This is a genomic window from Klebsiella sp. BIGb0149 (assembly GCF_004362605.1).
GTDB classification, from domain to species: domain Bacteria; phylum Pseudomonadota; class Gammaproteobacteria; order Enterobacterales; family Enterobacteriaceae; genus Klebsiella; species Klebsiella terrigena.
Genome location: NZ_SNYG01000005.1, coordinates 410830 through 433497 on the forward strand (window position 1 = coordinate 410830; position 22668 = coordinate 433497).

The 22668-nt window shown below is 59.8% G+C and carries 22 protein-coding genes; 9 read left to right on the plus strand and 13 right to left on the minus strand.

Annotated elements, in window-relative coordinates:
• Positions 1–153: 153 nt before the first annotated feature.
• Positions 154–699 (plus strand): isopentenyl-diphosphate Delta-isomerase, encoded by a 546-nt coding sequence (gene idi, locus EDF75_RS19255; RefSeq protein WP_133600547.1) that lies wholly within the window; start codon positions 154–156, stop codon positions 697–699.
• 126 nt (positions 700–825) lie between these two features.
• Here idi and lysS read toward each other — a convergent pair whose 3' ends face one another.
• From lysS to xerD, 5 genes are all read right to left on the minus strand, one after another.
• Positions 826–2343, minus strand: a complete 1518-nt coding sequence (lysS, locus tag EDF75_RS19260; protein WP_041147139.1) for a lysine--tRNA ligase — start codon at positions 2341–2343, stop codon at positions 826–828.
• Positions 2344–2352: 9 nt separating this feature from the next.
• Positions 2353–3451, minus strand: a protein-coding gene (gene prfB, locus EDF75_RS19265) for a peptide chain release factor 2 (RefSeq protein ID WP_115191916.1) whose coding sequence is annotated in 2 segments (ribosomal slippage) — positions 2353–3375 and positions 3377–3451 — 1098 coding nt in all. Because the reading frame shifts where the segments join, the coding sequence is not laid out codon by codon here.
• A 122-nt stretch (positions 3452–3573) separates the two neighbouring features.
• Complete coding sequence (recJ, locus tag EDF75_RS19270) at positions 3574–5307, minus strand: single-stranded-DNA-specific exonuclease RecJ (RefSeq protein ID WP_133600548.1); 1734 nt, start codon at positions 5305–5307, stop codon at positions 3574–3576.
• A gap of 5 nt (positions 5308–5312) precedes the next feature.
• A complete protein-coding gene (gene dsbC / locus EDF75_RS19275) occupies positions 5313–6026 on the minus strand; it encodes a bifunctional protein-disulfide isomerase/oxidoreductase DsbC (RefSeq protein ID WP_045857161.1) in 714 nt (237 codons plus the stop codon).
• Positions 6027–6049: 23 nt separating this feature from the next.
• Complete coding sequence (gene xerD / locus EDF75_RS19280; protein ID WP_133600549.1) at positions 6050–6946, minus strand: site-specific tyrosine recombinase XerD; 897 nt, start codon at positions 6944–6946, stop codon at positions 6050–6052.
• A gap of 158 nt (positions 6947–7104) precedes the next feature.
• Between xerD and fldB the strand changes: the two genes are divergently transcribed.
• A complete protein-coding gene (gene fldB, locus EDF75_RS19285; RefSeq protein ID WP_045857157.1) occupies positions 7105–7626 on the plus strand; it encodes a flavodoxin FldB in 522 nt (173 codons plus the stop codon).
• A gap of 30 nt (positions 7627–7656) precedes the next feature.
• On the opposite strand, the gene EDF75_RS19290 is transcribed toward fldB, so the two are convergent.
• Complete coding sequence (locus tag EDF75_RS19290) at positions 7657–8067, minus strand: protein YgfX (RefSeq protein WP_133600550.1); 411 nt, start codon at positions 8065–8067, stop codon at positions 7657–7659.
• Entirely contained in the window at positions 8048–8314 is a 267-nt protein-coding gene (sdhE, locus tag EDF75_RS19295) for an FAD assembly factor SdhE (RefSeq protein ID WP_045857153.1), read from the minus strand. Before sdhE ends, EDF75_RS19290 begins: the two co-directional genes overlap by 20 nt.
• 370 nt (positions 8315–8684) lie before the next feature.
• Between sdhE and ygfZ the strand changes: the two genes are divergently transcribed.
• Positions 8685–9668, plus strand: coding sequence for a tRNA-modifying protein YgfZ (ygfZ, locus tag EDF75_RS19300; protein ID WP_133600551.1), 984 nt, complete (start codon positions 8685–8687; stop codon positions 9666–9668).
• A 106-nt stretch (positions 9669–9774) separates the two neighbouring features.
• On the opposite strand, the gene trhA is transcribed toward ygfZ, so the two are convergent.
• Complete coding sequence (gene trhA, locus EDF75_RS19305) at positions 9775–10434, minus strand: PAQR family membrane homeostasis protein TrhA (protein WP_133600552.1); 660 nt, start codon at positions 10432–10434, stop codon at positions 9775–9777.
• Positions 10435–10594: 160 nt separating this feature from the next.
• Complete coding sequence (gene yqfB / locus EDF75_RS19310; protein ID WP_133600553.1) at positions 10595–10906, minus strand: N(4)-acetylcytidine aminohydrolase; 312 nt, start codon at positions 10904–10906, stop codon at positions 10595–10597.
• A 49-nt stretch (positions 10907–10955) separates the two neighbouring features.
• On the opposite strand from yqfB, the gene EDF75_RS19315 reads away from it, so the two are divergent.
• The 6 genes from EDF75_RS19315 (at position 10956) to EDF75_RS19340 (ending at position 16897) form a co-directional block, all read left to right on the plus strand.
• Positions 10956–11684, plus strand: coding sequence for a MurR/RpiR family transcriptional regulator (locus EDF75_RS19315; RefSeq protein WP_045857150.1), 729 nt, complete (start codon positions 10956–10958; stop codon positions 11682–11684).
• Between the two features lie 120 nt (positions 11685–11804).
• Complete coding sequence (locus EDF75_RS19320) at positions 11805–13238, plus strand: 6-phospho-beta-glucosidase (RefSeq protein WP_133600554.1); 1434 nt, start codon at positions 11805–11807, stop codon at positions 13236–13238.
• 137 nt (positions 13239–13375) lie between these two features.
• Entirely contained in the window at positions 13376–13735 is a 360-nt protein-coding gene (locus tag EDF75_RS19325) for a copper resistance protein (RefSeq protein WP_133600555.1), read from the plus strand.
• 48 nt (positions 13736–13783) lie between these two features.
• Positions 13784–15793 carry a cytochrome c biogenesis protein CcdA gene (locus EDF75_RS19330; protein WP_133600556.1) on the plus strand — a complete coding sequence of 670 codons (2010 nt, stop codon included), beginning with the start codon at positions 13784–13786 and terminating at the stop codon, positions 15791–15793.
• Positions 15794–15795: 2 nt separating this feature from the next.
• Positions 15796–16407: a DsbA family protein gene (locus tag EDF75_RS19335; RefSeq protein WP_133600589.1), complete on the plus strand. Its 612-nt coding sequence runs from the start codon at positions 15796–15798 to the stop codon at positions 16405–16407.
• Positions 16397–16897 (plus strand): protein disulfide oxidoreductase, encoded by a 501-nt coding sequence (locus EDF75_RS19340; protein WP_133600557.1) that lies wholly within the window; start codon positions 16397–16399, stop codon positions 16895–16897. The genes EDF75_RS19335 and EDF75_RS19340 overlap by 11 nt, the downstream gene beginning before the upstream one ends.
• 50 nt (positions 16898–16947) lie before the next feature.
• Here the strand turns inward: EDF75_RS19340 and EDF75_RS19345 are convergent, their stop codons facing one another.
• From EDF75_RS19345 to gcvT, 4 genes are all read right to left on the minus strand, one after another.
• A complete protein-coding gene (locus EDF75_RS19345; RefSeq protein WP_133600558.1) occupies positions 16948–17691 on the minus strand; it encodes an SDR family oxidoreductase in 744 nt (247 codons plus the stop codon).
• Positions 17692–17751: 60 nt separating this feature from the next.
• Complete coding sequence (gcvP, locus tag EDF75_RS19350; RefSeq protein ID WP_133600559.1) at positions 17752–20625, minus strand: aminomethyl-transferring glycine dehydrogenase; 2874 nt, start codon at positions 20623–20625, stop codon at positions 17752–17754.
• Positions 20626–20799: 174 nt separating this feature from the next.
• On the minus strand, positions 20800–21189 hold the full coding sequence (gene gcvH, locus EDF75_RS19355) for a glycine cleavage system protein GcvH (RefSeq protein ID WP_133600560.1): 390 nt from the start codon (positions 21187–21189) through the stop codon (positions 20800–20802).
• 23 nt (positions 21190–21212) lie between these two features.
• Positions 21213–22307, minus strand: coding sequence for a glycine cleavage system aminomethyltransferase GcvT (gcvT, locus tag EDF75_RS19360; RefSeq protein WP_133600561.1), 1095 nt, complete (start codon positions 22305–22307; stop codon positions 21213–21215).
• Positions 22308–22668 lie beyond the last annotated feature (361 nt).

A 22668-nucleotide genomic window follows, 5' to 3' on the forward strand; every position in this document is an offset into this window, starting at 1 on the left:
CTGAAAGCCGCCAATATCGCGCCCTGCCGCTGCCCTCCTGGCTCCTGGGCTTGTTTTGGTAATGCCTTTCCTCCGCGAATGGTCTACCCTAACGGCCTGAGTACATGGCCCGGCGGGTTTGTACCGGGTCATTTATTATTTTCAGGAGTCGTTATGACCGGGGAACACGTCATTTTGCTGGACGAGCAGGATAAGCCTGCCGGCATGCTGGAAAAGTATGCCGCCCACACCTTCGATACCCCACTGCACCTCGCGTTTTCCTGCTGGCTGTTTGACGAACGGGGCCAGCTGCTGGTCACCCGGCGTTCGCTGGAGAAGAAAGCCTGGCCGGGAGTATGGACTAATTCGGTCTGCGGACACCCTCAGGAGGGCGAAACCTTCGAGCAGGCCGTCACGCGGCGCAGCCGCTTTGAGCTCGGCGCTGAAATCACCGCTATCGCGCCGATCGCCCCGCGGTTCCGCTACCGGGCCGTGGCCCCCAACGGCATCGTCGAGAACGAAGTCTGCCCGGTATACGCCGCGCGCGTCACCGGCCCGCTGCGGCCGAATAGCGATGAGGTCATGGATTATCAATGGTGCCAGTTGAGGGACCTGCTCAACGCGCTGGCAATAACGCCGTGGGCCTTCAGCCCGTGGATGGTGCTGGAGGCCACGGATGCGGGCGCGGCGCTGCAGAAATACGCCGCGTCACTGCGCTGATGACGGCCGCCCTGCCGTACGCCAGCGCCTCCTCATGCGGCCATCGCAGAGGATCGCGGCGGCAGCCATAAAAAAACCCCGGCACGCAGGCCGGGGCTTTATCGTTCGCGGTGGTCGCGGTCGGTCTTATTTAACCGGGCGCATCGCCGGGAACAGGATCACGTCGCGGATGGTGTGGCTGTTGGTAAACAGCATCACCATACGGTCGATACCAATGCCCAGGCCAGCGGTCGGCGGCAGGCCGTGCTCCAGTGCGGTCACGTAGTCTTCGTCGTAGAACATCGCTTCATCGTCACCGGCGGCCTTAGCGTTCACTTGGTCGAGGAAGCGCTGCGCCTGATCTTCAGCATCGTTCAGCTCGCTGAAGCCGTTACCGATTTCACGTCCGCCGATGAAGAACTCAAAGCGGTCGGTGATTTCCGGGTTGTCGTCGTTACGACGCGCCAGCGGAGAAACCTCAGCCGGGTACTCGGTGATGAAGGTCGGCTGAATCAGGTGCGCTTCCGCCACTTCTTCAAAGATCTCGGTCACAACGCGGCCCAGACCCCAGCTCTTCTCAACCTTGACGCCGACGGCGGCAGCAATCGCTTTCGCAGAGTCGAAGTTATCGAGATCCGCCATCTCGGTTTCCGGACGGTATTTCTTGATAGCCTCACGCATGGTCAGCTTTTCAAACGGCTTGCCGAAGTCAAAGGTCTGATCGCCATAAGGCACCGCGGTGTTGCCGAGAATATCCTGCGCCAGGGTGCGGAACAGGGATTCGGTCAGCTCGATCAGGTCCTTATAGTCCGCATACGCCATATAGAGTTCCATCATGGTGAACTCTGGGTTGTGGCGGACGGAGATGCCTTCGTTACGGAAGTTACGGTTGATCTCGAACACGCGCTCGAAGCCGCCGACAACCAGACGCTTGAGGTACAGCTCCGGCGCGATACGCAGGTACATGTCCAGATCCAGCGCGTTGTGATGGGTGATGAACGGACGGGCGGAGGCGCCGCCAGGGATCACCTGCATCATCGGGGTTTCAACTTCCATAAAGCCGCGGCCGACCATGAACTGGCGAATGCCGGCCAGGATCTGCGAGCGCACTTTAAAGGTGTTGCGGGATTCGTCGTTGGAGATCAGATCCAGGTAGCGCTGGCGATAGCGCGCTTCCTGATCCTGCAGGCCGTGGAACTTGTCCGGCAGCGGGCGCAGGGCTTTGGTCAGCAGACGCAGCTCGGTGCAGTGAATAGAGAGCTCGCCGGTTTTGGTTTTGAACAGCTTGCCGCGCGCCGCGAGGATATCGCCGAGGTCCCACTTCTTGAACTGCTCGTTGTAGACGCCTTCCGGCAGATCGTCACGCGCAACGTACAGCTGAATGCGGCCGCCGACGTCCTGCAGGGTGACGAATGAGGCTTTACCCATGATACGACGGGTCATCATGCGGCCAGCCACGGAGACTTCAACGTTCAGCGCTTCCAGCTCTTCGTTTTCTTTTGCATCGAAGTCAGCGTGCAGTTGGTCAGAGGTATGGTCACGACGGAAATCGTTCGGGAACGGGATACCCTGCTCGCGCAGCGCAGCCAGCTTTTCACGACGGCTTTTCAGTTCATTATTAAGGTCAATTGCCGCGTCAGCGCCCTGTGCTTGTTGTTCAGACATGTTGGTTCCTCATAACCCTGCTTTCAGACTTGCTTCGATAAATTGATCCAGGCTGCCATCAAGCACCGCCTGAGTGTTGCGGGTTTCCACCCCGGTGCGCAGATCTTTAATGCGGGAATCATCCAGCACGTAAGAACGGATCTGGCTGCCCCAGCCGATGTCTGATTTGGTATCTTCCATCGCCTGCTTCTCGGCATTTTTCTTCTGCATCTCCAGTTCATAAAGCTTGGCTTTCATCTGCTTCATGGCCTGGTCTTTGTTTTTGTGCTGCGAACGGTCGTTCTGGCACTGCGTCACTAACCCGCTTGGAATGTGGGTAATACGCACCGCGGATTCGGTACGGTTAACGTGCTGACCGCCCGCGCCGGAGGCACGGTAAACGTCAATACGCAGGTCCGCCGGGTTGATCTCGATGTCGATATCGTCATCGACTTCCGGGTAAACGAACGCGGAGCTGAAGGAGGTATGACGACGGCCGCCGGAGTCGAACGGGCTCTTACGCACCAGGCGGTGGACGCCGGTTTCGGTACGCAGCCAGCCGTAGGCGTAATCGCCGATAATCTTGATGGTCACGGACTTGATGCCCGCCACTTCACCTTCAGACTCTTCGATAATTTCGGTCTTAAAGCCGCGCGCTTCGGCCCAGCGCAGATACATGCGCGTCAGCATGCTGGCCCAGTCCTGCGCTTCGGTGCCGCCGGAGCCGGCCTGAATATCGAGGTAGCAATCGGCGCTGTCGTACTCGCCGGAGAACATGCGGCGGAATTCAAGCTGAGCCAGCTTCTCGTCGAGCACATCCAGCTCGGCGACGGCTTCGTTGAAGGTCTCTTCGTCTTCGGCTTCAACGGCCAGCTCCAGCAGGCCGGAAACGTCTTCCAGACCCTGGGACATCTGATCGAGGGTGTCAACGATGGCTTCCAGTGAAGAACGCTCTTTGCCCAGCGCCTGTGCGCGCTCGGGCTCGTTCCACACGTCCGGCTGTTCCAGCTCGGCGTTTACTTCTTCCAGACGCTCTTTCTTGGCATCATAGTCAAAGATACCCCCTGAGAACGTCGGAGCGCTCCGTGAGGTCCTGAATACGGTTTTTTACCGGATTTATTTCAAACATGATCGATTTTCTTTTAATGGATTGGTCAAAATGCGGTGATAAGAGCGGAATTGTACCGGATCCCCGCACTCTTTTATAGCCACTTCAGCCCTCAGGCGGCCTCTTTGTTGCCGGTTTTTTCGTCACACCGGCCAAAGATGGTCGATGATAAGCTGCAGGCTGCGGTTGCCGCGAAACTCGTTGATATCGAGCTTATAGGCGAGGGTCACTTCGCGCACGCCGTTGTCCGGCCACATCGAGGTATCGACGTTAAAGGCAATCCCGTCCAGCAGCGGGCCGCCGCCAACCGGCTCGACCATCACCTTGAGGTGCCGCTCGCCCACCAAACGCTGCTGCAGCAGGCGGAAGCGGCCGTCGAATAGCGGCTCAGGGAACATCTGCCCCCACGGCCCGGCGTCGCGCAGCATCTGCGCCACCTCCATGCTCATCTCCCCGGCGTCCAGCGGACCATCGGAAACCACTTCCCCCTGCAGCAGCGCGGGATCCAGCCACTCGGTCACCAGCTCGCCGAAGCGCTGCTGGAACTCCTCGAAGCGGGCCTCTTCCAGCGACAGTCCTGCCGCCATCGCGTGGCCGCCAAACTTGAGGATCAGCCCCGGGTTGAGCGTGTCGAGACGCTCCAGCGCATCGCGCATGTGCAGCCCCTGAATAGAGCGGCCGGAACCTTTTAACAGCCCGTCGCCCGTCGGCGCGAAGGCGATAACCGGACGGTGAAAACGCTCTTTGATTCGCGAGGCCAGAATGCCGACCACGCCCTGATGCCACTGCGGGTGATACATCGCCAGCCCGCCCGGCAGCGCTTCGCTGCTGCGTTCAAGCTGCTGGCACAGGGTGAGCGCTTCCGCCTGCATCCCCTGCTCTATCTCTTTGCGCGTCTGGTTCAGGGCATCCAGCTCGTTGGCCAGCACCCGCGCCTCGCCGGCGTTATCGCACAGCAGCAGCGCCACGCCGACCGACATATCGTCCAGCCTTCCCGCCGCGTTCAGCCGCGGGCCAAGGGCAAAGCCGAGATCGCTGGCCGCCAGCTTCTGCGGGTCGCGGTTGGCAATCTCCAGCAACGCCTTAATTCCCGGGCGGCACTTGCCCGCCCGAATGCGGCTCAGCCCCTGCCAGGTGAGTATGCGGTTATTGGCATCCAGCGGCACCACGTCGGCCACCGTTCCTAGCGCCACCAGGTCCAGCAGCTCCGCGAGGTTAGGCGCGGCAATTCCCCGCGTTTCGAACCAGTTTTTATCGCGCAGGAAGGTGCGCAGCGCCAGCATCAGGTAAAACGCCACCCCGACTCCGGCCAGCGATTTTGACGGGAAGCCGCAGTCGCGCAGGTTCGGGTTGACGATAGCCTCCGCCGCCGGCAGCGTATCGCCCGGCAGGTGGTGATCGGTGACGACCACCGGGATCCCCAGATCGTGCGCGCGATCGACGCCGCTATGCGAAGAGATGCCGTTATCGACGGTCATGATCATCTGCGCGCCGCGGGCGTGGGCCTGATCGACCACTTCCGGGCTCAGACCGTAGCCATCTTCAAAACGGTTCGGTACCAGATAGGAGACGTTGCCGTAGCCCAGCGCGCGCAGCGCCAGCACGCTCAGGGCGGTGCTGGTGGCGCCATCGGCGTCAAAATCGCCGACGATTACAATATGCAAATCCTGCTGGAAGGCGTCGTAGAGCATCTCCACGGCTCTATCGATGCCGTTGAGCTGCGCCCACGGCAGCATGCCCTTAACGCCGCGCTCCAGTTCCTGCGCGCTGCGTACGCCGCGGCTCGCGTAGAGCCGCTGCAGCAGCGGCGAAAGGTCGGCGGGAAGCTCCGCGCCATCAACCGCCTCACGGCGGCGCAGTTGTGTCTGTTGTTTCACGCGAATTATTTACCGCTGGTTTGTTTTTGATGCTCATCGAGGAAGGCTTTCAGCTCTTTCGGTCCCTGATAGCCCGGCAGCACGTAGCCGTTGCTCAATACCATTGCCGGCGTGCCGTTGACGCCGAACTGCACGCCGAGCGTGTAGTGCTTGCTGATATCAACGTTGCAGCTGGCCGGCTGTACGCCTTTGCCGCCCATCGCATCATCCAGGGCTTTGTTGCGATCTTTGGCGCACCAGATGGCCTGCATATCCTGCTCGGTCTGGCTCTGCAGCCCCTGGCGCGGGAAGGCCAGATAGCGCACGGTGATGCCCAGCGCGTTGTAGTCGCTCATCTCTTCATGCAGCTTGTGGCAGTAGCCGCAGGTGATGTCGGTAAAGACGGTGATGACGTGCTTTTCCTGCGGCGCCTTGTAGACGATCATCTCTTTTTCCAGCGCGTTGAGCTTACCCACCAGCAGCGAGTTAGTGACGTTAACCGGCTGGGCGCCGCTGACGTCGTACATCGGCCCCTGAATAACGTGCTTACCGTCGTCGGTCACGTACAGCACGCCGCCGTCGGTCAGTACGGTGCTCATACCGCTAACCGGCGAAGGCTGAATGTCGGTGCTCTGCACGCCCAGCTTGGCCAGCGACTGCTTAATCGTCGCGCTGTCGGCGTGCGCCGCGCCGGAGAGCGTTGCCGCCAGCAGGGTGAACATCAGTAAACCTTTTTTCATACTCAATCCTTTTTATTCAGCACTCACGCCCGCGGGTGGTGCTGTTGATGAAGTTGTCGCAGACGCTCGGTCGCCACGTGGGTGTAGATCTGCGTCGTCGAGAGATCGCTGTGTCCTAACAGCATCTGCACCACGCGCAGATCGGCGCCATGATTTAGTAGATGCGTCGCAAACGCGTGGCGTAAAACGTGCGGGGAGAGCTTCGCGCTATCGATCCCCGCCAGCACCGCGTAGTGCTTAATGCGATGCCAGAACGTCTGCCGGGTCATTTGCTGCGCGCGCTGGCTGGGAAAGAGCACGTCGGAGGCGACGCCGTTCAGCAGCCAGGGGCGGCCGTACTCAAGGTAGTTCTCAACCCACAGCACCGCCTCTTCGCCAAGCGGTACCAGCCGCTCTTTGTTGCCTTTACCCACCACGCGCAGCACGCCCTGACGCAGGCTGATATCGCTCATCGTCAGGCCCACCAGCTCCGATACGCGCAGGCCGGTGGCATACAGAACCTCCAGCATCGCCTTGTCGCGCAGCTCCAGGGGCTGCTCCACCAGCGGCGCCTGCAGCAGGCGGTCCACCTGCGCTTCGCTGAGATCTTTCGGCAGGCGCTGCGGCAGCTTTGGCGACGCCAGCAGCGCGCTGGGATCGTCGGTGCGGATTTTTTCCCGATACAGATGCTGGAAAAAGCGGCGCACCGCACTCAGCAGCCGCGCGGTGCTGGTGGCCTTGTAGCCGCCGGTTTGCCTTTCGGCCAGCAGGGACTGGAGATCCTCCCCGCTGACGCTGCCGAGCGCCAGCCCGCGGTGGTGCAGCCACTCCACGACCATCGTCAGGTCCCTGCGGTAGGCGCTCAGCGTATTTTCCGCCAGGTTGCGCTCCAGCCACAGGGCATCAAGAAACTGCTCGATTTGTGCCAGATCCTGTTCCACATCGGCCTCTTTGCTCGTTAAATCGTCCCCAGTATACCCAAATAAGCCGCACGACTGGACAAAAACGGCGGCAACGGGCTGCCTGAAGTATGACGGGTATCATCACCTTTCTGGTAGACTAGCCGCAAAGTCACAGCATGAATTGAGATGTTTACGCCATGAACATAGGCCTTTTTTACGGTTCCAGCACCTGCTACACCGAAATGGCTGCGGAGAAAATCCGCGATATTATCGGTCCTGAATTAGTGACCTTGCACAATCTGAAAGATGACTCCCCTGAGCTGATGACCGGCTACGACGTGCTGATCCTCGGCATCCCGACCTGGGATTTCGGCGAGATTCAGGAAGACTGGGAGGCTATCTGGCCGCAGCTCGAGACGCTGGATCTGCAGGATAAGATAGTGGCGCTGTACGGCATGGGCGATCAGCTGGGCTACGGCGAGTGGTTCCTCGACGCGCTGGGCATGCTGCACGACAGGCTGGCAACCCGGGGCGTGAAGTTTATCGGCTACTGGCCGACCGAAGGCTATGAGTTCACCAGCCGGAAGCCGATCGTCGCCGATGGCCAACTGTTCGTTGGCCTCGCGCTCGATGAAACAAACCAGTATGACCTAAGCGACGATCGTATCCAGAGCTGGTGCGAGCAAATCCTTGGGGAGATGGCCGAACAGTTCGCCTAAGCTTGGGCTAGAGCCTGACGCTCCAGGCTCTTAGTCCTGCGCCGGTTTGTTCAGCACCAGCCGACGCAAATCGCGCCACTCCTTCGCATCCATGCTATCAGCCGCCACCCACAGGTGCTGGCTGCGACGCGTTTGCGTATGGCGCAGACGCAGCAGCATCCCGCTGTTAATGACCCACGGCATGCCGACGATTTCCCACTCCGCTTTTTGCCAGCGCAGTCGGGAATCGGTCAGCAGCTTTATTTCTCCCTGGCAGGCGTGGATCCGCCGCTGGCTGCGTACGCAGTCAAACACCACCAGAGAGAGCAGCAGTAGCCATAACGGGGTGTAGCTGAGCGGCCAGGGCATCAGCAGGACGATGGCCGCCACGACGCCGTGGAGCAACAGCGAGAACCACTGCGAACGCCAGGAAATGCGTAAATCAGATTGCCACAGGACCACGTTCCCGATTCCGAGTCTGGATTAATTTTACCATCCGCTGCAGCTGCGCGTCGGAGGGTTCGCCGTGGTTCATCAACCAGTTGAACAGATCCGGGTCGTCGTTTTCTAACAACCGGATGAACAACTGCTTGTCTTCATCGCTGAGCGTATCGTACTCATACTCGAAAAACGGCATGATGGAGATGTCGAGTTCACGCATACCCCGGCGGCATGCCCAGTGGATGCGGGCTTTGTTAGTAATGTCCATGTTATCCTTCCAGCGTAAAGGGATATACCCGTCATACTTCAAGTTGCATGTGCGTTAGCCGCGTTCGTTCCCCCCAGTCACTTACCCGAGTAAGCTCCTGGGGACTCGCTCACTTGCCGCCTTCCTGCAGCTCGAATTATTTAGGCTATAGGTTAGTTTAACCCGTTTTTAGCACTTACTTTACAGCATTATCGAGAAGCGCGAGCAGCATTCCACAAAAAACCATAAATTTATTATGGTTTTATCCATTTCCTGCGTTCGCCGGTCTGCGCCCTTAGGGCACAAATGGCCTGCCGAAAGCGCTTGCATTGCACCATAGCTCTTTTACCATTAGTCATTCACTCTGCGTTAAGCTATTCAGGACATGACTATGGCTTTTACACCTTTTCCTCCACGTCAGCCCTCCTCTTCCGCGCGGCTGCCGTTAACGCTGATGACCCTCGACGACTGGGCGCTGGCGACAATCATCGGTCAGGATGCGGAGAAATATCTGCAGGGACAGATCACCGCTGACGTCAGCGCGCTGGCTGACGATCGCCACCTGCTGGCCGCGCACTGTGACGCCAAGGGCAAAATGTGGAGCAACCTGCGCGTGTTTCGCCGCGACGGCGGCTTCGCGTGGATTGAGCGCCGCAGCCTGCGCGACGCGCAGCTGACCGAACTGAAAAAATACGCGGTGTTCTCTAAGGTGACCATCGCCGCGAACGATGAACTCGTCCTGCTGGGCGTCGCCGGCTTCCAGGCCCGCGCCGCGCTGGCACCGCTGTTCAGCGAGCTGCCAAATGCCGACAAGCAGGTAGTGACCGACGGCGCGACTAGCCTGCTGTGGTTTGAACATCCGGCAGAGCGCTTCCTGCTGGTGACCGACGCTGAAACCGCCGCCCGGGTGACCGAAGCCCTGCGCAGCGATGCCCAGCTGAATAATAGCCAGCAGTGGCTGGCGCTGAATATTGAAGCGGGTTTGCCGGTCATCGATAGCGCCAACAGCGCGCAGTTTCTGCCGCAGGCCACCAACCTGCAGGCGCTGGGCGGCATCAGCTTTAAAAAAGGCTGCTATACCGGGCAGGAGATGGTCGCACGGGCAAAATTCCGCGGAGCCAACAAGCGGGCGCTGTGGTCTCTGACCGGGAAAGCCAGCCGCGTTCCGCAGGCCGGGGAAGATCTTGAGCTGCAGATGGGTGAGAACTGGCGCCGTACCGGCACCGTGCTGGCCGCCGTACAGCTAGATGATGGTCACCTGCTGGTGCAGGTGGTGATGAATAACGACATGGAGGCGGACAGCGTGTTCCGCGTTCGCGATGATGCCGGCACGTTAAGCATCGCCCCGCTGCCGTACTCGCTGGAAGAAGAGTAGCTCTCCGCGTGCGGATAATGGCGCAGCGCTCTGCCCTTAGACGGCGCTGACGCTGCTATCCACGCCAGCTAACCCGCGCGACAGGCCATCGTCGCGCGCCGGTTATTTAAACCTGCCCAACGTATAGATAGATCGCCAGGAAGTGACAAACGCTGCCGCCGAGCACGAAGCCGTGCCAGATAGCGTGGTTGTACGGTATCCGCTTGCAGACGTAGAAGATAACCCCCAGCGAATAGACAATCCCCCCGATCGCCAGCAGCGTTACCCCGCCAGCCGCCAGCTTAATCGCCAGCTGATAGACCACGATGAGCGACAGCCAGCCCATCGTCAGATAGGTCACCAGCGACAGAACTTTAAAGCGGTGCGCGATGGTCAGCTTAAATAGGATCCCCAGCAGCGCCAGGCTCCAGATAACGATCATCAGGCCGCGCGCAAGCGGCGAGTTGAGCCCCACCAGCAGAAAAGGGGTATAGGTACCCGCAATCAGCAGATAGATGGCGCAGTGGTCGAATTTTTTCAGCCATAGCTTAGCCCGCTGATGCGGAACGGCGTGATAGAGCGTAGAGGCGAGGAACAGCAGGATCATGCTGCCGCCGTAGAGGCTGTAGCTGGTAATCGCCATGGCGTCGGCGTTAGCGTTCACCGCCTGCACCAGCAGCAGCACCAGGCCGACGATACCGAACACCAGCCCGATCCCGTGACTGATGCTGTTGGCAATTTCCTCTGCCAGAGAATATCCCTGGGTGATTAATGGTTTGCGAACCATATTTGACTCCAAAAACGTGAAATCTTTCAACGCCCACCTAGAGTAACTGAGAATGATTCCAGTGAACACCTGTTAGCTAAAATAAAACGATGAATATTTGTAAGCATTTTAAAATCATAATGTTACATTTAAATTTCACCTAACAGTCGTTCACTATTTTTCAAAGCAGTTTGAATTCAATGACATAAAACTGCTCTTCGTCCGGGTAGATCTCCGTGATGACCTGCCGCAGCTGCGCAAGGGTCATATTTTCCTGCTGCGCGTGCCGTTCGCTCAGCGTGGCGAGGGTTACCGTCGAGGTCGCGACCACGCTAATCGTGCAAAAATAGCCGTCATCTTCATAGCGCCCGACGCGCAGCACGTCGCCGGCCTTAAAATGCGACTCCGCGGCGTTGCGGATGGTGATCGTTTTGCGGCCGCTGAGGATATCGTCCTGGAAGCGCTGAAAAAAGGTTATGTCATTCGGCTGCATGATATCATTCCGTCCTGGTCATTCTGAATTGTGAGTTATTACCGTGAGTATGTTCTCCCACGCCGCTATTGCCAGTCTCAATAATCTTGAGATGATGGTCTACCACTACGTCATTAAGAATCGTGACAAAGTGATGTATATGACCATCCGCGAGCTGTCGGAAGCCGCCGGCGTTTCCACCACCACCGTGCTGCGCTTCTGCCGCAAGCTGCAGTGTGAGGGATACTCAGAGTTTCGCGTACGCTTTAAATTATATCTCGAGCAGAACCAGCCTCAACAGGCAAATATCGGCGCCAGCGAAATAATGAGCTTTTTTAAAAGCGTCAATAACGATGAATTTGATGACTTACTCGAGCGCGCGGTGGATATTATCCTCGCCTCGGAGCGTATTATTTTCGTCGGTGCCGGAACCTCCGGCGCGCTGGCGAAATATGGCGCACGGTTCTTCTCCAACGTCGGGAAATTCAGTAATCATATCGACGATCCCTATTTCCCGGTGACGAACGATATGGCCCGCAACGCGCTGGCGATCGTCCTCTCCGTTTCCGGTGAAACCGAAGAGATCCTGCGCTTTGCCGGCCAGTTCAGCCTCCATCGCTGCAAGGTGATGTCGATAACCAGCCACGAACACTCGCGGCTGGCGAAGCTGGCTGATTTCAACCTCTCCTGGCACATACCGCAAACGCGCATCGGCGGCGTCTACGATATTACGACGCAAATCCCGGTAATTTATATTCTTGAAAGCCTCGGGCGTAAATTAGCCCGTAAAATAGCCTGAAAATAACACCCTGTTTTTTCGATGTAACATATTCCAGCTGCGGGAAATTGTTATATCGTGACATTTATATGCCCTTTGCTAGACTCGAAAACAACGAAACATCAGACGAGATTAGCAACCATGAAAAAAATACCTTTAGCGAAAGATTTTTTATGGGGCGGCGCGGTCGCGGCGCACCAGGTGGAAGGCGGCTGGAATAAAGGCGGCAAAGGCCCGAGCATTTGCGACGTGCTGACCGGCGGCGCCCACGGCGTACCGCGCGAGATTACCCACCAGGTAGAGCCGGGTAAATATTACCCGAACCACGAAGCCATTGATTTCCACGGCCGCTACAAAGAAGACATCAAGCTGTTCGCCGAGATGGGCTTCAAATGTTTCCGCACCTCCATCGCCTGGACCCGCATCTTCCCGCTCGGCGACGAAGCTCAGCCGAACGAAGAGGGGCTGAAGTTCTACGACGACATGTTCGATGAGCTGCTGAAATACAACATCGAACCGGTTATCACCCTCTCCCACTTTGAAATGCCTCTGCACCTCGTGCAGCAGTACGGCGGCTGGACTAACCGTAAAGTTGTCGATTTCTTCGTGCGCTTTGCCGAAGTGGTCTTCGAGCGCTATAAGCACAAAGTGAAGTACTGGATGACCTTTAACGAGATCAACAACCAGCGTAACTGGCGTGCGCCGCTGTTCGGCTACTGCTGCTCCGGCGTGGTCTATACCGAGCATGAAAACCCGGAAGAGACCATGTACCAGGTGCTGCACCATCAGTTCGTGGCCAGCGCGCTGGCGGTGAAGGCGGCGCGCAGCATCAACCCCGAGATGCAGGTTGGCTGCATGCTGGCGATGGTCGCCCTCTACCCGTTCTCCTGCAAGCCAGAAGACGTGATGTTCGCTCAGGAGTCGATGCGTGAACGCTACGTCTTCACCGACGTGCAGCTGCGCGGCTACTACCCGACCTACGTGCTGAACGAGTGGGAGCGACGCGGCTTTAGCATCAGGATGGAAGAGGGTGACGAGCAGATCCTGCGTGAAGGCACCTGCGACTACCTCGGCTTCAGCTACTACATGACCAACGCCGTGAAGGCCGAAGGCGGCAGCGGCGATGCCATTTCCGGCTTTGAAGGCAGTGTACCGAACCCGCACGTTAAGGCTTCCGACTGGGGCTGGCAGATTGACCCGGTGGGCCTGCGCTACGCGTTGTGCGAGCTGTACGAACGCTATCAGAAACCGCTGTTCATCGTAGAAAACGGCTTTGGCGCCTATGACAAAGTCGAAGAAGACGGCAGCATCAATGACGACTATCGCATCGACTACCTGCGCGCCCACGTTGAAGAGATGATCAAAGCGGTCACTTACGATGGCGTCGAGCTGATGGGCTACACCCCGTGGGGCTGCATCGATTGCGTCTCCTTCACCACCGGCCAGTACAGCAAGCGCTACGGCTTTATCTACGTCAATAAGCACGATGACGGCACCGGCGATATGTCCCGTTCGCGTAAAAAGAGCTTCGACTGGTATAAAGAAGTGATTGCCAGCAACGGCGAAAACCTCTGATTTCTCACCCTGCTGCCCTCTCCTCTCCCCTCGTCGGGGAGAGGAAGAATCCCCCGCCCGGACACTTCTTTACAGCTTTCACATTGCCAAAACGCGTTCGCCCGCTAAGATAGGCCACGTGAATATTTGAGGCGATCATGATTAAGCGACAGCGAAAAGCCATTCTTCTTGTAGTCCTTGCCTGTCTGGTGGTGCTGGTATGCACCGCGCAGCGTATGGCGGGGCTGCACGCGCTGGTCATGAACGCCGCCGCCGTCACGCAGTCCGCCCAGCAGGGTTCGGACAGCGCCGAAGCGCCGGTCACCCCCTGCGAGCTGAGCGCAAAGTCGCTGCTGGCCTCACCGCCGGTGCTGTTTGAAGGGGCTCTGTTCGCTTTCGCCCTCCTGTTGACGGTGCTGGCGGCGGTGCCGCCGCGCATCGAGCGGCTGTGGCCTCCCCGCGTTATCTCCCCGCCCCGGCTACGGGTGCATCTGCGGCTATGCGTCTTCCGTGAATGAGAATTTCCCTGACAGTTCAGGTTAATCAATCATTTACGGAGAAAATTTATGCTTATGGTATTCAGGCGACTGCTGGTCTGCCTGCTTTGGCTATGGCTGCCCGCAAGCCAGGCCGCCGACAGCGGCTGGCTGCGCGCCGCCGATAATCAGCACGCCAGCGTCAGGCTGCGCGCGCAAAACGAGGGCAGCGGCGCCACCCGCCTGCTGCTGGACGTGGCTCTGGAAAAGGGCTGGAAAACCTACTGGCGCTCGCCGGGTGAAGGCGGGATCGCGCCCGCCATCGCCTGGCATCAGCCGCTGGAGGTGAGCTGGCGCTGGCCGGTGCCGCAGCGTTTTGAGGTCGCCGGTATTTCGACCCAGGGCTATCACGGCAGCGTCAGCTTCCCGATGGCGATCCGCGGCCAGATCCCCGCGACGCTGAGCGGCGTGCTGACGCTCTCCACCTGCAGCAACGTCTGCATTCTGACCGACTATCCCTTTTCGCTGGATATGGCCGCCCCTGCGGGGAGCGACTTTGGCTACGATTACGCCCGCGCGATGGGCTCGCTGCCGCTGCCCGACGGGCTGACGACGCACCTCTCCGCCGGCTACAGCAGCGGCAGGCTCACGGTGACCGCCGTTCGTGAAGCCGGCTGGCAGCAGCCCTCCCTGTTTATCGATAGCATGGATGACGTCGATTTCGCTAAACCCACCTTTACCATCAAGGGCGACACCCTCACCGCCACGCTGCCGGTGACCGACGGCTGGGGCGAGGCGGCGCCGGACCTGCGCAATAGGCGCCTCTCTCTGGTGCTGGCCGACGGCGGCCAGGCGCAGGAGAGCGCGCTCGTCATCGGCGCAGCCTCCCCGGCTCCCGCTACGTCGTGGTGGTGGGCGCTGCTGATGGCGCTGGCCGGCGGGCTGATCCTCAACGTCATGCCCTGCGTTCTGCCGGTGCTGGCGATGAAGCTCGGCTCGCTGGTGCAAACCGACGTTCACCAGCGCGGCGCGGTACGGCGGCAGTTCCTCGCGTCGGTTAGCGGCATCGTCACCTCTTTCCTCGCCCTGGCGCTGATGATGACGCTGCTGCGCCTCGGTAATCAGGCCTTAGGCTGGGGGATCCAGTTCCAGAATCCGTGGTTTATCGGCGTCATGGCGCTGGTGATGGTCCTGTTCAGCGCCAGCCTGCTGGGGCTGCTTGAGATCCGCCTCTCCTCTCGCGCCAGCACCTTCCTCGCCACCCGCGGCGGCAACGGCCTGATGGGGCATTTCTCCCAGGGCGCGCTGGCCACGCTGCTGGCAACCCCGTGCACCGCGCCTTTTCTCGGCACCGCGGTTTCGGTGGCGCTGGTCGCGCCGCTGCCTCTGCTGTGGGGCATCTTCTTCACCATGGGATTAGGCATGAGCCTGCCGTGGCTGCTGGTTGCCGCCTGGCCCGGGCTGGCCCTGCGCCTGCCGCGTCCCGGCCGCTGGATGAACGCCGTGCGGGTCGCGCTCGGGCTGATGATGCTCGGCTCGTCGCTGTGGCTGATGAGCCTGCTGACGGTGCACACAGGCCGCACGCCGGTGCTCGCGCTGACGGTGATTTTAGCGGTCGTACTGCTGATGGCGACGGCCTGGCGCTACCGCTGGCGTACGGCGCTGCGTGCCGGCGTGCTGGCCGTGGCCGTCGCGGCGGCGGTCGCCTTCGTTTTTCCGCAGGACGGTCAAGGGCCCCGGCGTGATCGGGTGAAGTGGCAGCCGCTCAGCGAGCAGGCCATTACCGCCGCCCTTGCTGACCATAAGCGGGTCTTTATCGACGTAACCGCCGACTGGTGCGTGACCTGCAAAGCGAATAAATACAACGTGCTGCTGCGGGATGATGTGCAGGACGCGCTCTCCGCGCCCGACGTGGTGGCGCTGCGCGGCGACTGGAGCCGGCCGTCGGAAACCATCAGCCGCTTTCTGAACGCTCGCGGCAGCGCCGCAGTCCCCTTCAACCAAATTTACGGACCGGATTTAGCCCAGGGCCAGATACTCCCCGCGCTGTTAAATCGTGAAGCACTGCTCGCCGCGCTCTCCGCCGCCAAAGGACAATAATGATGAGAACGATTACCGCCCTCCTGTTGCTGTGTATTTCAGCTTTCGCCTCCGCCGCTCCGGCGCCGCAGGCTGAATCATCCTCCGACGCTCAGCTGGCAAACCTGCTGTTTAACGATCCCAATAGCCCGCGCATCGGGGCCAAAGAGCCGCGTTTGACCATCGTGTCGTTTACCGACTACAACTGCCCCTACTGCAAGCAGTTCGATCCGCTGCTGGAAAAAATCGTCCACGATAATTCCGACGTCCTGCTGATCGTCAAGCTGCTGCCGTTTAAGGGACAAAGCTCGGTCAACGCCGCCAAAGCCGCGCTTTCAACCTGGCGTCAGCAGCCGGACAAATTCTGGGCGCTGCACCAGCGGCTGATGGCGAAAAAGGGGTATCACGATGATGCCAGCATTCTCGCCGCCCGGCAGAAGACCGCTACCGATGGCGTACAGATGGATGATAAGACGATGGAGTCGTTGAAGATGAACCTGATTTTGTCCCAGGTGCTGAACGTTCAGGGGACCCCGGCAACCATCGTTGGCGACCAGATGGTGGCGGGGGCCATTTCGTATGCCGACCTGGAGGGGCTGGTGAAAGAGCAGCTGGCGCAATCCCATGAGCAGTAAACTGCGCCGCTGGCTGCGCGAACTGATGATTCTGCTGCTGCTCGCGGCGGCGACTATCGGCGGGATGGATTATCTGCGCCGACCCGCGCTGCCGCAGAGTTTTACCAGCACGCCGCTGCAGACGGTTGACGGCCGGACGGTCGATCTGCGCGCTATGAGCGAGGAGCGCCCGCTGCTGCTCTACGTCTGGGCCACGTGGTGCGGCATCTGTCGCTACACCACGCCGTCCGTCGCCGCGCTGGCTGCCGATGGCGGCAACGTGATGACGGTAGCGCTGCGCTCCGGCGATGACCTGGCGCTGGAGAAGTGGCTGGCGCGCAAAAAAATAGCGCTGCCGACGGTTAACGATCCCGACGGGCGGCTTTCAGGCCAGTGGGACGTGCAGGTGACGCCCACCCTGGTGGTGATTTCCCGCGGCGAGGTGAAATCCGTGACCACCGGCTGGACCAGCGGCTGGGGGATGCGCCTGCGGCTGTGGCTGGCGTCATAGCTCCGTGAACCCGGGCAGGACGACGCCCGGGGTTTCGCACCGGCCGGAGGCTATTTTCCTCCGGCCAGCTCGAGGAAGCTGCCGGTGACGTAGGAGGCTTTGTCGCTCAACAGCCAGGCGATCGCCTGGGCGACCTCTTCCGGCTGCCCGCCGCGCTGCATCGGCAGCATCGACTTCACGCGATCGACTCGTCCTGGCTCTCCGCCAGACGCATGCATTTCGGTATAAATCAGGCCCGGACGCACGCAGTTGACGCGAATCCCCTGCGCCGCTACCTCAAGCGCCAGCCCCGTCGTCAGCGTATCAACCGCTCCTTTGGAAGCTGCATAATCGACATACTCGAACGGCGCACCCAGGCGCGATGCAGCGGAAGAGACGTTCACAATCGCCCCGCCTTTCCCGCCGTGCTTGTGAGACATCCGCTTTACCGCCTCGCGACAGCAGAGGAAATAGCCGGTGACGTTGGTGCTCAGCACCCGGTTAATCCGCTCGGCGCTCAGCTCTTCGACAGCGCTCTGGGTAAACAGAATGCCGGCATTATTGACCAGCGCGCTCAGGGGTTCGCCAAGGCGGTCGATGCCGGCAAACATCGCCATCACCTGCGCTTCGTCGCTGATATCCGCGCGCAGCGCGATAGCCTTGCCGCCCCGGGCAATAATGTCATTCACCACTTCCGTCGCCGCGCTCACGTTGTGATGGTAATTCACCGCCACGGTATAGCCTTCCTGCGCCAGCAGCAGCGCCGTCGCCCTGCCAATTCCGCGGCTCGCGCCGCTAATCAATGCCACCGCCATCGCATTCTCCCAAAAAATAAAGGCGCCGCAGCGCCTTTAAAAGATAGTCTAATCAGCTAATTACTGATATTCGCTCATCGGTACGCAGGAGCAGAACAGGTTACGGTCGCCGTAAACATCGTCCAGACGCTTCACCGTCGGCCAGTATTTATTCGCCAGGCCTGCCGGGAACACCGCCAGCTCGCGGGTGTACGGATGGCTCCACTCAGCAACCAGCTCGCCCTGGGTGTGCGGCGCGTTCACCAGCGGGTTATCCGCCAGCGGCCACTCGCCCGCTTTCACGCGATCGATTTCGCCGCGGATCGCCAGCATCGCCTCGATAAAGCGGTCCAGCTCAACCTTGCTTTCCGATTCGGTCGGCTCAACCATCAGCGTACCGGCAACCGGGAAGGACATCGTCGGCGCGTGGAAACCAAAGTCGATCAGACGCTTGGCAATGTCCAGCTCGCTGATGCCGGTCTCTTCCTTCAGCGGACGAATATCCAGAATGCATTCGTGCGCCACGCGGCCGTCGCGGCCGGTATAGAGCACCGGGAAAGCCTCTTTCAGGCGCGTCGCAATGTAGTTGGCGTTGAGGATAGCCACCTGGCTGGCCTGCTTCAGCCCTTCCGCGCCCATCATGCGGATATACATCCAGCTGATAGGTAAAATAGAGGCGCTGCCGAACGGTGCCGCGGAAACCGCGCCCTGACGGGTCAGCATGCCTTCGATTTGCACCACGCTGTGGCCCGGAACGAACGGGGCCAGGTGCGCCTTCACGCCGATTGGGCCCATGCCAGGGCCGCCGCCGCCGTGCGGAATGCAGAAGGTTTTATGCAGGTTAAGGTGCGACACGTCCGCGCCGATAAAGCCCGGAGAGGTGATCCCCACCTGCGCATTCATGTTCGCGCCGTCGAGGTAAACCTGGCCGCCGAACTGATGCACAATCTCGCACACTTCGCGGATGGTCTCTTCATACACGCCGTGCGTCGACGGGTAGGTCACCATGATGCAGGAGAGGTTTTCCCCCGCCTGCTCTGCCTTAAGGCGCAGATCGGCGAGATCGATGTTGCCGTTTTTATCGCAGGCCACGACCACCACCTGCATCCCTGCCATCTGCGCGGATGCCGGGTTGGTACCATGTGCCGAGCTTGGGATCAGGCAGATATCGCGATGGCCTTCATTGCGGCTCTCGTGGTAATGACGGATAGCCAGCAGGCCCGCGTATTCCCCCTGGGCGCCGGAGTTCGGCTGCATGCACACGGCGTCGTAGCCGGTCAGCTTCACCAGCCAGTCGGAGAGCTGGGCGATCATCTGATGATAACCTTCCGCCTGCTCTGCCGGGCAGAACGGGTGCAGCTCGGCAAACTCAGGCCAGGTGATCGGGATCATTTCCGCCGCGGCGTTGAGCTTCATGGTGCAGGATCCCAGCGGGATCATCGCCTGATTCAGCGCCAGATCTTTACGCTCCAGCGAGTGCATGTAGCGCATCATCTCGGTTTCGCTGTGGTAGCGATTGAATACCGGGTGGGTCAGGATCGCATCGTCGCGCAGCATGCTGGCCGGGATCGAACGGCTATCGAGCGCCACGTCTTTGTCCAGGGTATCGATATCCAGCCCGTGCGCCTCGCCCAGGATCGCGCGGAACAGGTTCAGCACGTCTTCGCGGGTGGTCGCTTCATCGAGGGTGATACCGACCGCGTTGTGAATGTCGCTGCGCAGGTTAATTTCCAGCGCCTCGGCGCGCGCCAGCACCGCCGCTTTATCGGCAACGTCGACGCAGAGGGTGTCAAAGTAGTGCGCGTGGCGCAGCTTGAGCCCTTTCTTCTGCAGGCCGTCGGCGAGAATATCCGTCAGGCGATGGATGCGGCTGGCGATGCGCTTCAGGCCAGCGGGTCCGTGGAAGACCGCGTACAGGCTGGCGATATTGGCCAGCAGCACCTGGGAAGTACAAATATTGGAGTTCGCTTTCTCGCGGCGGATATGCTGCTCGCGGGTCTGCATCGCCATGCGCAGCGCGGTGTTGCCGGCAGCATCTTTCGATACGCCGATAATACGGCCGGGCATGGAGCGTTTGAATTCATCTTTTGCCGCGAAGAAGGCCGCGTGCGGGCCGCCGTAGCCCATCGGCACGCCGAAACGCTGGGCGGAACCGAAGACGATATCGGCGCCCTGCTTGCCCGGCGCGGTCAGCAGCACCAGGGTCATAAAGTCGGCCGCCACGCTCACCACGACCTTGCGCGCTTTAAGCTCGGCAATCAGGCCTGAGTAATCGTGCACTTCGCCGGTCGTACCGACCTGCTGCAGCAGCACGCCGAAAACGTCCTGATGATCGAGCGCTTTGTCCGCATCATCGACGATGACGTCAAAGCCGAAGGTTTCCGCGCGGGTGCGGACCACGTCCAGGGTTTGCGGGTGCACGTCGGCGGCCACAAAGAAGCGGTTCGCGTTCTTGAGCTTGCTGACGCGCTTCGCCATCGCCATCGCTTCCGCGCCGGCGGTTGCTTCATCCAGCAGCGAGGCAGAGGCGATATCCAGTCCGGTCAGATCGAGCGTAACCTGCTGGAAGTTGAGCAGCGATTCGAGGCGACCCTGCGATACTTCCGGTTGATAAGGGGTATACGCGGTATACCAGCCCGGGTTTTCCAGCATATTGCGCTGAATAACCGGCGGCAGCTGCACGGCGGTGTAGCCCATGCCGATGTAAGACTTAAAGCGCTTGTTACGCCCGGCGATCGCCTTCAGTTCCGCGAGGGCGGCGAATTCCGTCGTCGCATCGCCGACCTGCGGCGGCGTCGCCAGCTGAATATCCTGCGGCACAATCTGGCCAATCAGGGCGTTAAGCGAATCGGCGCCAACGGTATTCAGCATCTCCTGCTGTTGCTGAGCATCCGGACCGATGTGACGTTCAATAAAGGCGCCGCGGTTTTCAAGCTGACCTAAAGTCTGAGTCATGAGCGATGGTTCCTGAAACGTGCAGTGAATCGTAATTGTCTGACTGGTTTACCCGCTGGAGCACGAATGCTCGCCGGGCTTTAATACGTAAAACCGTTCACGCGGCTGGCAGCGACGCCAGCGGGCGGGTTAGCCGGGAAGCTAACGCGCCCGTCGCGTGAAGGATGGACGTAGCTACTCGTCTTCTAACAGCGCGGCGTAGGCCGTCGCGTCCAGCAGCGCCGCGACCTGAGCTTCATCGCTGGCTTTGATTTTGAAAATCCAGCCAGCGGCGTACGGTTCGCTGTTAATCAGCTCCGGGGAGTCGTTCAGCTCTTCGTTCACCGCCACGATCTCGCCGCTAATCGGGGCATAAATATCCGAGGCCGCTTTTACCGACTCCGCAACGGCGCAGTCATCGCCGGCTTCAACCGCCGCGCCGACTTCCGGCAGATCGACGAAAACCATATCGCCAAGCAGCTCCTGCGCGTGTTCGGTGATGCCAACGGTATAGGTGCCGTCAGCCTCTTTGCTCAGCCACTCATGTTCTTTACTGTATTTCAGTTCTGCTGGTACGTTGCTCATCAATTCATCTCCAAAAGGGGGAATCACGCAACGGCTTTGCCGTTACGCACAAAAACGGGTTTAGTCACTTTTACCGGCATTTCGCGGTTACGGATTTGTACGACAGCCGTTTCACCGATGCCCGCCGGCACGCGTGCCAGTGCAATACTGTAGCCCAGCGTCGGGGAGAACGTCCCGCTGGTGATAATGCCCTCTTGCTGATTACCGTCAGCATCGGTAAAGCGCACCGGCAAACCGCCGCGCAGTACGCCCTTCTCGGTCATCACCAGACCAACCAGCTGCTCGGTGCCTTTTTCGCGCTGCAGCTCCAGCGCTTCGCGACCGATAAAGCGGCGATCGGCAGGTTCCCAGGCGATGGTCCAGCCCATATTCGCCGCCAGCGGGGAGACGCCTTCGTCCATCTCCTGGCCGTACAGATTCATCCCGGCTTCCAGGCGCAGCGTATCGCGAGCGCCGAGACCGCAGGGCTTCACGCCCGCGTCCAGCAGGCTGCGCCAGAAATCGGCGGCCTGCTCTTTCGGCAGCGCAATCTCGTAGCCCGCTTCGCCGGTATAGCCGGTGGTGGCGATAAATAAATCCCCCGCCTGCACGCCAAAGAACGGCTTCATGCCGGCAACGGCCTGGCGCTGCTGCTCGCTAAACAGGGTGGCGGCTTTCTCTTTCGCCTGCGGGCCCTGGACGGCGATCAGCGCCAGATCGTCGCGCACGGTTATCTCCAGGCCATAGGGTTCAGCCTGCTGGCCGATCCAGGCGAGGTCTTTTTCGCGCGTCGCGGAGTTAACAACAAGGCGGAAATAGTCTTCCGTCAGGAAATAGACAATCAGGTCATCGATAACGCCCGCCGAAGCGGTCAGCATTCCGCTGTATAGCGCTTTGCCCGGGACGGTGAGCTTCGCCACATCGTTAGCCAGCAGATAGCGCAGGAACTCGCGCACCCGGCTCCCGCGGAAGTCGACGATGGTCATGTGCGAGACGTCGAACATGCCGGCATCGCTGCGCACCGCGTGGTGTTCATCAATCTGGGAACCGTAATGCAGCGGCATCATCCAGCCATGGAAGTCCACCATGCGGGCACCGCACAGCGTGTGTTGTTCATACAACGGAGTCTGTTGAGCCATCTTTTCCTCGTCGAATAAAACGGAACCAGCTACTTTTTTGCGGCGATTTCGCCCCGCGAAATCCGGCGTCGAGGCCCTTCGCTGGCGCCGACGCAAACGTTATCTTTTGCCTGAACTTACCACCGAAACCGGCACTAAACCATAAGGTAAATCAGGACATCACATTAGCTTATGACCAAAACTCGCCGAAAATCCTACAGAATTATTGACTGGAAAAAAGCGATTAATGCCACATAAAATTAACATAACCGCCGAACAAAGCAGGTCATGATGGTATTTTATGCGAAAAAATGGGCCTATTTTCTTTAACAAAAAAAGAGAGGCATTAATAAAACTAATGCGAAAAAATGGGTGAGATTAG